Here is a 13790-nt window from a genome sequence, read left to right as displayed (position 1 = left end):
CCTAGAATTTTAGAGTCTGCTAAGATAGGTATAGATAAATAAATAAAAACTTATTGACTAGCAATTAGTTAGCTTATGCTCAGTTGGGCGAGGTAGTCGTAATGATCGCCATCCATTACTTTAGTGCAAGAAAAACCTGCTTTTTGGGCATGCTCTGTAAGAGTTTCAAAATCGCAGTACAACCAGGGAAACGGATCACTTATTAAGTTCTTATACTTAAATTGAAAACTCACTTCTCCATAGTAATCAATGCCGGCTGGAATCCATAAACCGCCATCTTCATCATCTTCATAAAGGAATTTTAGGTCAGAGCTGTCTATTAAAATTTGCCCGTTTTCTGAAAGCAGCGCTTTTAATCGCCTTAAATAATCGGTAAGTTTATTCAGAGATTGCATGATTCCTGTACCATTCATCAACATTAGAATAGTATCATAGGTTCCTTTATGATCCCACACAGATTGTTGCATTACCTGCAACTGATCAAAATTAAATCTATTTTTAACCACATCAATAGCTCCGGCACTTATGTCAATTGCAGTCACAGGTAAGGAACGAGATAAAAGAACGGCGGTATGGCATCCGGCGGCACAGCCTACCTCGAGCACACTACCGGAACTTAAAGACAATGCCTTGCGTTCTATCTTTGGCATGTCATCAATAGATCTAAATAAATAGGACACCGGTAAAACATCATCCTCCATAGTTGGACTTAATACCTCGATATCGGTAGGGTCATCTTGAAAATAATAATTGCGAATAGCAGTTCCTAATACATCTTGATCCATAGTGCAAAGTTACTCTTTAAACTTTTCAATTCTGACATAATTACTGCCAGCTTGACACCCATTTTATAATTGGTACTAGGTTTGAATAGTGGGCTAGTGATGTAAATAATTACGCTTTCGCGAAAGCGTAACAAACACAAACACTAATAAAACTATAACTATGTCACAAAAAGGAACTATTAATGTAGCTGTGGAGAATATTTTCCCACTGATTAAGAAGTTTTTATACAGCGATCACGAAATCTTTCTGAGAGAACTTGTTTCTAATGCAACAGATGCAACTCTTAAATTAAAACATCTTGCTAGGATAGGAGAGGCCAATGTTGAATTAGGAGATCAACAGATTGAAATCAAGATTGATAAAGAGGCAAAAACATTAAGTATTATCGATCGAGGTATCGGGATGACGGAAGATGAGGTGCAAAAGTATATTAATGAAGTCGCTTTTTCTGGTGCCGAGGAGTTTCTTGAAAAGTATAAAGACACAGCACAAGATAGTGGAATAATTGGTCACTTTGGTCTAGGGTTTTATAGTGCCTTTATGGTTGCCGATAAAGTAGAGATCATTACAAAATCCTTTAAAGATGAACCTGCTGTACACTGGACCTGTGATGGATCACCACAATATACGCTAGAGCAAGCTGATAAAACAGAGTTTGGAACTGAGATCGTTTTACATATATCTGAAGACGAGACAGAATTTTTAGAGGATCATAGAATTACCGAGCTATTAAACAAGTATAATAAGTTTATGCCGGTGCCTATTAAATTTGGTACACGAACAGAGACTTTACCAAAACCAGAAGATGCTAAAGAGGAAGATCCTGCACCTACTCAAGAAGTAGACAATATTATAAACAATCCAGATCCAGCATGGACTAAACAACCTGCTGATCTAGAGGATCAAGATTATAAAAATTTCTATCGTGAACTGTATCCTATGCAGTTTGAGGAACCATTATTCCATATCCACCTAAATGTAGATTATCCATTCAACTTAACGGGTATTTTGTTTTTCCCAAAAATGACGGGAGATTTAAATATTCAAAAAGATCGCATACAACTGTATCAAAATCAAGTATTTGTTACAGATAATGTAGAAGGTATTGTTCCAGAATTTTTGACCATGTTGCGTGGTGTGATAGACAGTCCTGATATTCCATTAAATGTATCACGCTCTTACTTACAGGCCGATGGTGCTGTTAAGAAAATCTCTAGCTACATTACAAGAAAGGTAGCAGATAAGTTGAAATCATTATTTAATAATGATAGAGAAGGATTTGAGAAAAAGTGGAATGACATTAAACTAGTGATTGAGTATGGAATGTTGAGTGAGGAGAAGTTTTTTGAAAAAGCTGATGCTTTTGCACTTTACCCAACAGTGAACGGTACTTTCTTCACTTGGAACGAACTTATTGAAAAAGTAGGTGAATTACAAAAGGATAAAGATGGTAAGACCGTTCTATTATATGCTTCAAACAAAGAAGAGCAAGACAGTTATATTACCGCTGCTCATGAAAAAGGCTATGAGGTATTGTTACTAGATAGTCCAATAGTTTCTCATCTTATGCAGAAATTAGAAACTAGTAAGGAGAACATATCATTTGCTAGAGTTGATGCTGACCATATTGATAACCTCATTAAAAAGGAAGAGAACACAGTATCCAAACTTAATGAAGAAGAACAAGAGCAATTGAAAACTGCTGTAAGTGACGTAATCGCAAGTACTAATTACAATGTTCAGGTAGAGGCGATGAGCAGTGATGCAGCTCCTTTTATGATTACTCAGCCAGAATTCATGCGACGAATGAAAGAAATGCAAGCTACTGGTGGAGGAATGATGGGTATGGGAAATATGCCTGATATGTATAATCTTGTCGTGAACAGTAATCATGAATTAATATCAAAGATTGTTGCTGCACCAGATGGTAAAAAACAGGAATTGATTAAACAATCTGTAGATCTTGCCAAACTGAGCCAAGGTCTTTTAAAAGGTAAAGATTTAACAGACTTCATTAAACGTAGTTACGATTTAGTGAATTAATCTTAGAAATCTAAATGTAAAACCGCCAGATTTTAAAATATCTGGCGGTTTTTTTGTTGAAGCTAGAATAGTCGTTGATTTTTCATCCGATAAAATACTTAAAAAGAGGTTTTTAAGTAAAATACTCTAGAATAATACTAGGGTTTTAAGCTCTACTCATCGTATTTAAGTGTTTTTTATCTATTTAACTTAAAATTAACATAAATTTTTAACTATTGAATTTACTAGTGTTTTCATCGATTTGTACCCATTAATGGGAATAGCGCTAGCAATAATGTACTTGCTTAACACTTTTTTTTATGTGTACATTTGGAATGTCTTCAACGGCCAACCCTAATTGCACTAGAAGATAACGACAAAATCCCTTATGTCGTTTTATCGTACCCTACTACGGTTTTAAATAGTCCCCTTTAGAATAATTAACATTATTCCAACTGTAAATAATGCGTAAGATTATTTAGAGTGCTCAAAATGAATGTGTTTTTATTAATTCTAAATATTCTAATTATGAACCGAGTAAATTTAAGTGTAGCAGCACTTCTTGTGGCTGGATTTGCCTTTGCGCAATCTCCACAAACTGTAGCAAGCCCAGGTCAGCAAACTGCACCTGTAGCTGTATTACCAGCTGCTTCTGCTGGAGGTAACTATTCCAATATTGACCAGAAAGCAGTAGGTAGTGATGCCATGGTACAACAACAAGGTACCTCAAACATCTCATTTATTGATCAAACAGGATCAAATGCATCAAAGAAAAATAATGTAGATGTACTACAATGGGGTAACGTACAACCAGGTATTAGTGGTTACCTAAACTATTCTGATATTAAACAGACTGGAGAAGGAAACAACTTTGAGCTAATGCAACAAGGAGATAAAAACGAAAACTTTGGTCTACAAAATGGTGTAGACAATAGTGTTGTTGTGCAACAAGGTGCTAATACTCCACAGCAAGCTGAAGAAAATCTTGCTTTATCAGACCAAGACGGTCTTGAAAACTATGCTGAAATTCAGCAAAGATATGACAACAACAAAGCAACTATCACGCAACGTAATGACGTGTCATCAGGTGCTGGTAACTGGTCATATCAAGAACAAATTGCAAATCCTAACCAAAGTGCAGGTCACACTGCAGTAGGTGAGCAATGGGGTGACGATAATACGTTAATCCAATTGCAAGAAGGATCTGCATCAGGACCTAACTCTTTAGGTAACTACGCTCAAGCAAATCAAGGAGATGCTCTTGCAGCTCCAGACAGCGCAACAGGTGCATTTGCTCAACAAGTACAATTAGGTGACGGTAACGAAGCTTATGCAGGTCAAAAATTGACTAACGATACTTCTTTCCAAGAGCAAATAGGTGATCTTAACCTTGCTGAGGTTAAGCAGAACTTAAGTGGTTCAAATGCAGGTGGTGATAACCATGCTGAACAATACCAAGATGGTAACTTGAACGAAGCTAGAATCGATCAGAATGGTAATAACAACATAGCTCTACAAGAGCAATATGGTGATGACAACTATTCTAAGATTAAGCAACGTTACGGGCAAGTAACTGGTAATGAAGCTATTTCTTATCAAAACGGTACAATGAACAACTCTGTTATTAATCAACAAGCTAATGCAAACATGGCCCTTGTAGATCAAACAGGTGATGGTCAAATGTCTGTAATCAACCAAAACAACCCACTTAACGGTTCTCCAGCAGCTACTTCTGGATCTAACAGTGCAACTGTTATTCAAAGAAACGCTAACGTGGCATTAACTCCATCTACGCTTAAAGCGGCTCAAACAAGAGCAGATCGTCGTAGATAGTATAACTAATCCAGCACCTACCGAGAATCTTCATTCCCTGTCTGGTGCTGGATTTTAATTCTAAATTCTAAATATCAAAACCATGAAAAATATATTATTAAGTGCAGGAGCTATGCTTATCGCTAGCGTTGCATTTGCACAAACACCAGCGACGGTACCAGCAACGACTCCTTCTGCGATTGCAGTGCCTACTCCACAAGTATCTCCAACTCTTGGAGCAACAGTAGGAGGAAACTATTCTAATATCAATCAAAAAGCTGTAGGTAGTAACGCTTTAGTAGAACAGCAAGGTACTGCTAATGCTTCATACATAGACCAAACAGGATCTGATGTTGGTAATAAAAATAACGTTTACGTTAAACAATGGGGTAATGTTCAACCATCTATTTCAGGTTATCAAAACCACTCTGAAATCACCCAAGATGGTGCAGGAAACGACTTCACAGCTTTACAACAAGGTGATACCAATATGAACTTTGGATCGCAAGTAGGTCTAGATAATACCGTGATGGTAAAACAAGGAGCTAATGCTGCTCAACAAGCACAAGATAATGTTGCTCTTTCTGATCAAGATGGTAAAGACAACAGTGCAGAAATCGAGCAATATTATGATAACAATATGGCTTCTATCACACAACGCAATGATCAAGTAGCTGGTGTAGAAAACCAATCTTACCAATTACAAACAGCTAACCCTAACCAAACTGCTGGACACATAGCAATTGGTGAGCAATGGGGTGATGACAACAAATTAGTTCAAATGCAAGATAGTGGTAGTCCTGCTAGTGGTGGAGCTAATCGTGCTGAGGCTTATCAAGGTGACGCAACTGCTGGAGCAGTGAACGCTTTTGCTCAACAATTACAGTCTGGAGATAATAATGAGGCATACTCTAACCAATTTGGTGTAAATGACGAGTCTTTCCAAGAGCAAAATGGTTCTGCAAACGTAGCTGTAGCTAAGCAAAATACTAGTCCAACTAGTGGAGGCGACAATTTATTAGAGCAATATCAAGAAGGTACTGGTAACAGAGCTAGTGCAGATCAAAATGGTAGTAACAACCAGTCTTTCCAAGAACAGTACGGTACAAATAACAGTGCTGTATTAACTCAGCGTCAAGGTCAAATAGTTGGTAACGTTGCTTTATCTATTCAGGAAGGTATGAACCACCAGTCTGAAATCAACCAAAAGACTTCTGGTAACATGGCTACTGTAGATCAAACTGGTCACGGACAAATGAGTATTGTTAATCAAAACTACCCAGCAGGTAATGGTACTACTGCTCAGGCAGGTGCTGGGTACAACAGTGCAACGGTTATTCAAAGAGATGCAAACGTAGCATTAACTCCACAAATTCAGAGAGCTAACGCAACTAGAGCTAGATTCTAATAAAACCATATACAAACATCTAGTCTATAATTAAAATGGGCTAGATGTTTTCAATATTCTAAATCTATAAACTATGAAAAATTTATTCTTAACTGCTGGGGCAATGTTAATAGCAGGTGCAGCTTTTGCTCAAACACCTTCTATGGTACAAGTTCCTACTCAGCAGAGCTCGCCTACCGCGACAGCCACAGTAGGTGGAAACTACTCTAATATCAATCAAAAGGCTGTGGGTAGTAATGCCTTGGTAGAGCAACAAGGAACTGCAAATGCTTCTTTTATTGATCAAACTGGATCTGACCAGATTAATAAAAATGAAGTTTATGTGAAGCAATGGGGTAATGTACAACCATCCATTTCCGGTCATTTGAATTATTCTGATATAACTCAAAATGGTGCAGGTAATGATTTTACTGCTTTACAACAAGGTGATGAAAATCAAAACTTTGGTACCCAAGCTGGTTTTGATAACACTGTAATGGTTAAGCAAGGTGCAAACAGTGCACAGCATGCAGAGCACAACATTGCTATTTCTGATCAAGATGGTAAAGAAAACAGCGCAGAAATTGAGCAATATTATGACAATAACGTGGCGACAATTAAGCAACGTAATGATCAAACTGCTGGAATCCGTAACCAATCTTACCAACTTCAAACTGCAAATCCTAATGCTAGCGCTGGTCACACAGCTATTGGTGAGCAATGGGGTGATGATAATAAGTTAGTTCAAATGCAAGATAGCGGTAGCCCTGCGTCTGGTGGTGGTAACTATGCAGAGTCTATGCAAGGTAGTGCTGCATACTCAGCTACAAATGCATTTGCTCAACAAAAACAGTCAGGAGATCTTAACCAAGCATATGCATCTCAATTAGGAGCAAATAATACATTATTCCAGGAACAATTAGGATCTGGAAATAAAGCGGTTGCATCTCAGGCAGATAACCCACCTACAGGAAGTAACCTATATGCTGAGCAGTACCAAGACGGTACCGATAATGAAGCAAGATCAAAGCAGAATGGAGCTAACAACGAAGCGTACCAGGAGCAATATGGTCTTATGAACTACTCTACGATTGAACAAAGAGGTGGAGTAAACCCAAATGACGGTAATGTAGCATTATCTATCCAAGATGGTACATTAAACGACAGTAGAATTAAGCAACAAGCTCGTGGTAACACAGCTTTTGCAGATCAAACTGGAGACGGACAAATGAGTGTAATTAATCAAAATCTTACTTCTAACTCATCTCCTAATGGACATGGATACAACAGTGCTACTGTTATCCAAAGAAATGCTAATGTATCACTAGCTCCTCAAGTACAAAGAGCTGGTGCAACTAGAGCTAGATTCTAATAATCATTAATAATCTCGTTCTAGTAACACTAGAACGAGATTATTTTCATTCAATTATAACCCAATGAAACTCTTAATAGGTATAGCGTTTTTCCTTCAGGTAAGCATTCTTGTGGCCCAAAATCCACAACAGGTTGTTTCTCCTGGACAGCAAGGTTATCCTACAAACAATGCTTCGCAAGGTGGAAATTATTCTTCCATTGATCAAAAGCAAGTAGGTAGTGATGCCGTTGTAGCCCAGCAAGGTACAGCAAATGCATCTTTTATTGAACAAACGGGAACTAGTGTGACAAATCGCAACACAGTTTCTGTTTTACAATGGGGAAATGTACAACCAGGAACCAGTGGTGAACAGAATTATTCTGACATTAAACAAAATGGAGCTGGTAACCAGTACACGCTAATTCAGCAAGGCGATATGAATGAAAACTTTGGTACTCAAGTAGGAGATAACAATAAAGTTCTTGTACAACAAGGCGCAACTATTCCTCAACAAGCACAAAATAACCTAACTCTAGTAAACCAAAATGGTTCACAGAATTATGTACAGGTTCAACAGCGTTTTGACAACAGTCGTGCGCAAATAACACAGCATAATGTAGGAAGTGCCGGAATAGGTAACCGTTCTTATACAGAACAAATTGCAAATCCTAATCAAAGTGCAGGTCATACAGCTATTGTATCACAATATGGCGACGATAACGAGGCGATTCAAAAACAAAGAGGATTTATCTTCTTTCCAAATAACAATGGGAATTACGCTCAAATCGATCAAGGTGATTCAACAACTGCAGCTCAAGGAAATGTCGCACAACAGTTACAAGCTGGTGATGACAACGAGGCGTATATTACCCAGTATGGTAATGACAACACAGTATTCCAAGAGCAATGGGGCAAATCAAATACAGCAATAGCCTCACAGAATGCAAGTTCTTTGACAGGTGATTCTAATTACATAGAACAATATCAAGCAGGAACTCATAATCTTGCTAGTGCAACACAAAATGGATCAAATAATCATGCTTATCAGGAACAATATCTTTCTCACAATACCTCAATTATTACTCAAAACGGTGGTCAAAATGGTATGAACGAGGCGATAAGTTTACAGCGTGGTTTACATAACAACTCCTTGATACAACAACAAGCAAGTAACAACTTTGCCTCTGTAGATCAAGTAGGTAACGGTCATACAAGTGTGATTCAACAAAATCAAGGAAGTGTAACACCAAATGCTGGTTCAAACAGTGCTGTTGTTATACAACGTAATGCAAATGTTTCTCTAGCAGGATACTCAAGAAGAGCAGCTGCTACAAGAGCACACCAATTTTAAAAACCCAAGAAGCTGGAGAAATCACAACTCCGGCTTCTTTTAATAAAATAAGAGATATGAAATATTTACTAATAGTTCTTCTGTTTTCCGCTTTCGCGAAAGCGCAAACATACGTGGATGATCAAAATCTAGTTAATGGAGGAAATTTACAGACAGAAAATGCGCAGCTTAATGTAGCTACCACTACAACACAACAAAACGCTGCAAGAGGTAATACAACTCAAAATAATTCGGTATTTATCGCGCAAGTAGGTGTAAACAACTTGGCACTTACCAATGTAGCATCAAATAATGCTGAGGTTAATATTACTCAATCAGGATCTTACAATCTAACTGATTTGAGAATCAATTCTCTTGTTGTTAGACAAAATGTAAATCAAAATGGAATAGGAAATCAATACTATAACTACAGTACTCAAGGTAATTTACTCAATGTGGCCAACGTAAATCAAGAAGGAAATTACAATACTACAATTAGTGTAGGAAACAATAGTGTGACTGAGAGAGTGAGAGTAAACCAGCAAGGAGTAGGAAGTACCGTATATGTACTTCATTATTAATCAATGAAGAGATTTAAATATTTAATAGCATTGGTTTGTTTAATAGGTGCTTTTACTAGCGCACAAGAATCTCTTTACAACAGAACAATGGCAGCAGAAATTGTGCTGGAGCAACAAGCTGAAAATATTGTGATTAAAGCACTTGCTGTAAACAAAACTCAAGTTGATACAGGTATCAGCTATAAGTTTACTGTTTTTACTAAAGACAGTTTAAATAATTCTAGTAAAAATGAACAAAAAGGTAATGGTGTGGTCAAGGCTGGTATTAAAGCCCTTTTAGGTACTACACAGGTAGGAATTAACATTCCAGAAGAAATAAAAATAATGGTACTTATTTATGATCAATTGGATCAATTAATAGGTAAAAAAATAGAAACTATAGCGCCTTATACTACACAATTGGTAACAGCAAACCAATATCGAAATGACGATGAATATTTAGGGTTTAGGGGAATAGTAACTAATAAAACAAGAACAAAACCAGGTAAGGATTTTTATATTGAATTCTTCCGATTATATAAAAAATACAATGTCAATAGTGATAAAATCGTCGTTGTCAGGGAAGTGTTTGGTCAGGGACGTACTTCACAAATTCAAATACAAGTAGGCTTTACCAAGTTAGAGCCCTTTGTACTCAGCCCACAGAAAAAATACATTGAATATATGGCCTCACGTATGCTACAACTAGTATATATCGAGCTACAAAAAATGAAAGAAAAAGAAACTCGAGAATATTAATAACTAAAAACCAAAATCATGCTCAAATCGATTACAACAATGCTCACGTTGTTTATGGTTATTCTGTTAAGCTCAACAACAGATTCCCAAGCTCAACAATTAGTGTACCGACCTATTAATCCAGCCTTTGGTGGAGATACTTTTAATTATCAATGGTTGGTTCAAAGTGCCGAATTACAAAATAAATTTACTGATCCCAATGAAGCAGCCCTTGCAGAAGATGAGTCTGCATTAGATGCTTTTGCTCAAGGTTTGAATAGACAACTTTTAAGTTCGTTGTCTCGTAGTTTATTAAACTTACAATTTGACAGCAGTCAGGATCTAGAACCAGGTACCTTCAGTTTTGGAAATCTTGAAGTGGAAGTCTTGGAATCTTTAGAAGGATTGGTAATAAATATTTTAGATACAACTACAGGTGATCAGACTCAGGTAGTCGTTCCTCAATAAACCAACCTTTATTATGAGACTTTTTAAACTAGTAGTGATACTACTGGCCTGTATTGTTTTGCAGGGATGTGGTGCCTACTTTAACCAGCCTTTAGATACTCAAGACGCTAGAATAGGTGAGACTACAAAAGTTACTGATCGCTTGCGTAATCTTCCACCACCTATCATACCAGCAGTTGTAGGAGTATATAAATTTGAAGACCAAACAGGACAATTTAAATTGAGTGAGGTAGGAAGTACCTTTAGTAACGCTGTTACTCAAGGAGGAACAACTATCCTAATTAAAGCTCTTGAAGATTCTGGATGGTTTAGACCTATCGAGAGAGAAAATCTTACCAATCTAATTACAGAACGTAATTTGATACTAGATACTCGTCGCTCTTATGCCAAGCAAAGTAACACTCAAATGAAGGATTTGGATCCTTTATTATATGCTGGTATCTTAATTGAAGGTGGTATTGTATCGTATGACACAAATGTTCTCACCGGTGGCGCAGGAGCTAGATACTTTGGTGCAGGTGGTTCAACAAAATACCGCCAGGATCGAGTAACTGTTTATTTGAGAGCAGTTTCAACTAAAAGTGGTGAAATATTAAAAACCGTATATGTTTCAAAAACTATTTTCTCACAAGCAGTTGATGCTAGTCTTTTTAGATATGTGAGTTTTCAAAGATTGCTAGAGGCAGAAACTGGTTTTACTAGAAATGAACCAGGACAGCTTGCTATTAAAGAAGCCATTGAAAAGGCAGTAGAATCTTTGATTATTGAAGGTATAACTGTAAACCTATGGTCGCCTGCTGGTGGTCAAGAAGTTGCTACAGCCATGGTTCGTAAGTACAATAAAGAGAAAGAAGTGGCAGAGCGTACTGATGTGTATCAACGTGATCTATTACAACGCCGTAGTAAATTAAGAATTGATTTGGGCGCTGGTGGAACTTACATGCAAGGTGATTTACCCAATGCCGATTATGAGCACCATTTTAATGTAGGTCTTAAATATAACTTTAACCCATACCTAGGTGTGCGTGGAAATCTTAGTCAGTTGCGATTAAACAACGAGGGCTTGTTTAATGAACAATTTCACACGGCCGATTTAAATGCCGAAGTTACCTTACTACCTTTTGAATCTTTTACTCCACATGTTTATGGTGGAGCAGGAGTTTTGGCTGTAAATGGAATTTCAAATTTTGAACCTAAACTACAAGTAGGAGCAGGCTTTGAATATGCCTTAACTCCTAGTTTTGGAATTCAAGCTTTTGGTGAATATAACATGACATTTACCGACGAGCTCGATGGAACCGTGGCAGGAAAACGAGATGATAATTATTACAGAGTAGGAATAGGTCTCAATTTTTATCTAGGAGATAATCAAGCGAAACAAAACAATCTTACTAAACAACAACGTAAAGCTAGACGCCGTCAAAAACGTAGTGAGCGCAAGCAATTGAGAGAAAGTTTGAAAAAAGCTAAAGAATTAGATGCGCTTTCTCGTCCTGCTCAACAAGATGATAATTCAAACGGATCTACTAACTCAAACTAAACAATCATGAAATACACAACATACATTCTGCTAGGACTGCTACTCATGTTGATGGGTTGTAGTGAAGATACTATCGAGATTAATGGTAAAGGGATTATTAAAGGTAGGGTAGTAGAGGATATCACTTTTTTACCTCTTGAAAATGTAAAAATATCAACAAATCCACAAACCAATGTCGTATTTACCGACGTAGATGGGAATTTTGAAATAGAGGTTGAAGAAGGACAATATGCTGTACAGGCCCAAAAGGATGATTTCTTAGCATCATTTGAAAGCGCCGATGTCTTTACGGGAGAAACCGTAGAACTTGTTTATGAACTTAAACCTTCAACAGCAAACAATCAACCACCAGCTACACCTTCATTGGTTGCTCCGGTGGATAATGCCGTTGATCAACCTTTTGAACTTACCCTAGAATGGAGTTCCGTCGATCCTGATGAGGATGAATTAAAATTTACAGTTTTACTTAGAAACAGCAGGGATAATACGGTAGAAACTTTTGAAGATATTACCGAGGAAACACTAGACGTGCAAGTAGCATTTAATACTACCTATTTTTGGCAAGTAATTGCAAATGATGAAATCAATACACCTGTAAACAGTCAGGTATTTACTTTTTCAACAGCAGACTTTCCATTAAACAGATTCCATTTCGTAAGAAAATCAGGTTCTAACAATCAAATTTTTAGTGCCGATGGCGATGGAGTAGAAATAGCGCTTACTGATGCCACCACTAATTCTTGGAGACCACGAATCAATCGTACCGCAAATAAGATAGCTTTTTTACGAAATGTGGGTGCTCAAATCCACGTATTTACCATGGATCCAGACGGCAATAACCAGCAACAAATAACAAGTCAAATACCAGTTTCAGGATTTAATCCTGATGAAATAGACATCACTTGGTCAGATGATGGTTCCTTGATTTATTATCCTGTACAAGATCGATTGTACAGCATTCAATTAGATGGAACAGGATTAACACAAGTACATCAAACGACCGGTAATCTAATTACCGAAGTTGATTTTAACAACGGTATTCTAGCGGTAAAGACTAATAATTTATCCGGCTATAACTGCGAGATTTATACTATTGATACCGTAGGTAATGTGCTCGATGTGGTTTTAACTGGAGTGACTGGAGCTGTAGGTGGTATTGATCTAAGTGCCGATAATTCTCAAATTTTATACACACGTGACGCTAGTGGATTTGAAAACCAGCAGTATCGCAGGCTAGATGTTAATGCTTACGTCTATAATTTCAATACCATGAATGAGGTTAATGTGAGCTTTAATAAGGATCCAGGGACCAATGATTTGGACGTTCGTTTTTCACCGACTGAGGCTTCCATAATTGTGTATAATCAAGACAACGATGGTATCACACCAGGTAAAGTACAAACACTTGCCATATTAGTGCCTGATACACGTGAAGATGAATTTACAAATGCAATGATGCCAGACTGGAAATAACATTATCTCAAAAATGGGAATAGCTGTCGTTTATCCTGTACATTGTGCGTAACAATGTCGTTTAAACTGTCCCTGAGCAAGATAGTTTATAGGATATCTGAATAGGATACTTACGCAACTTCACTATTTTTAAACGGCTATTCCCTAGGGATAATATATAAAAAAAATAATGCCTGAGAAGAGTATAGGGAAACTCTTCATCAGGCATCTTTCATTCTAAATATCTATAAACCGTTATGTTTTAGACGACACAAATATACAGATGAAAGGTTTATTTATTGGATTAATTACATAATATTTAGCATTTGTTCAATAAATAG

General features: G+C 37.1%; 11 protein-coding genes. 10 read left to right on the top strand and 1 reads right to left on the bottom strand.

What is annotated here, in order from left to right:
- Nucleotides 1–68 precede the first annotated feature (68 nt).
- Nucleotides 69–785, bottom strand: a complete 717-nt coding sequence (locus AAT17_RS02390; protein WP_060522798.1) for a bifunctional 2-polyprenyl-6-hydroxyphenol methylase/3-demethylubiquinol 3-O-methyltransferase UbiG — start codon at nt 783–785, stop codon at nt 69–71.
- 160 nt (nt 786–945) lie between these two features.
- Between AAT17_RS02390 and htpG the strand changes: the two genes are divergently transcribed.
- The 10 genes from htpG (at nt 946) to AAT17_RS02340 (ending at nt 13470) form a co-directional block, all read left to right on the top strand.
- Nucleotides 946–2829 carry a molecular chaperone HtpG gene (htpG, locus tag AAT17_RS02385; RefSeq protein ID WP_060522797.1) on the top strand — a complete coding sequence of 628 codons (1884 nt, stop codon included), beginning with the start codon at nt 946–948 and terminating at the stop codon, nt 2827–2829.
- 507 nt (nt 2830–3336) lie between these two features.
- A complete protein-coding gene (locus AAT17_RS02380; RefSeq protein ID WP_060522796.1) occupies nt 3337–4641 on the top strand; it encodes a hypothetical protein in 1305 nt (434 codons plus the stop codon).
- Between the two features lie 82 nt (nt 4642–4723).
- A complete protein-coding gene (locus AAT17_RS02375; protein WP_060522795.1) occupies nt 4724–6028 on the top strand; it encodes a hypothetical protein in 1305 nt (434 codons plus the stop codon).
- Between the two features lie 73 nt (nt 6029–6101).
- A complete protein-coding gene (locus AAT17_RS02370) occupies nt 6102–7379 on the top strand; it encodes a hypothetical protein (protein WP_082586883.1) in 1278 nt (425 codons plus the stop codon).
- Between the two features lie 64 nt (nt 7380–7443).
- Entirely contained in the window at nt 7444–8712 is a 1269-nt protein-coding gene (locus AAT17_RS02365) for a hypothetical protein (protein ID WP_060522793.1), read from the top strand.
- A 56-nt stretch (nt 8713–8768) separates the two neighbouring features.
- A complete protein-coding gene (locus AAT17_RS02360) occupies nt 8769–9272 on the top strand; it encodes a hypothetical protein (protein ID WP_060522792.1) in 504 nt (167 codons plus the stop codon).
- Nucleotides 9273–9275: 3 nt separating this feature from the next.
- Entirely contained in the window at nt 9276–10010 is a 735-nt protein-coding gene (locus tag AAT17_RS02355) for a CsgE family curli-type amyloid fiber assembly protein (protein WP_060522791.1), read from the top strand.
- An 18-nt stretch (nt 10011–10028) separates the two neighbouring features.
- Nucleotides 10029–10457, top strand: coding sequence for a curli assembly protein CsgF (locus tag AAT17_RS02350; protein WP_235783964.1), 429 nt, complete (start codon nt 10029–10031; stop codon nt 10455–10457).
- 13 nt (nt 10458–10470) lie between these two features.
- Nucleotides 10471–11997, top strand: coding sequence for a CsgG/HfaB family protein (locus tag AAT17_RS02345; RefSeq protein ID WP_060522790.1), 1527 nt, complete (start codon nt 10471–10473; stop codon nt 11995–11997).
- A 6-nt stretch (nt 11998–12003) separates the two neighbouring features.
- Nucleotides 12004–13470, top strand: coding sequence for a hypothetical protein (locus AAT17_RS02340; protein WP_157539213.1), 1467 nt, complete (start codon nt 12004–12006; stop codon nt 13468–13470).
- The last annotated feature ends 320 nt before the right edge of the window (nt 13471–13790 follow it).

The sequence above is a fragment of the Nonlabens sp. MIC269 genome (assembly GCF_001430865.1).
Classification (GTDB): domain Bacteria; phylum Bacteroidota; class Bacteroidia; order Flavobacteriales; family Flavobacteriaceae; genus Nonlabens; species Nonlabens tegetincola.
This window is presented reverse-complemented; position numbering and strand designations above follow the sequence as displayed.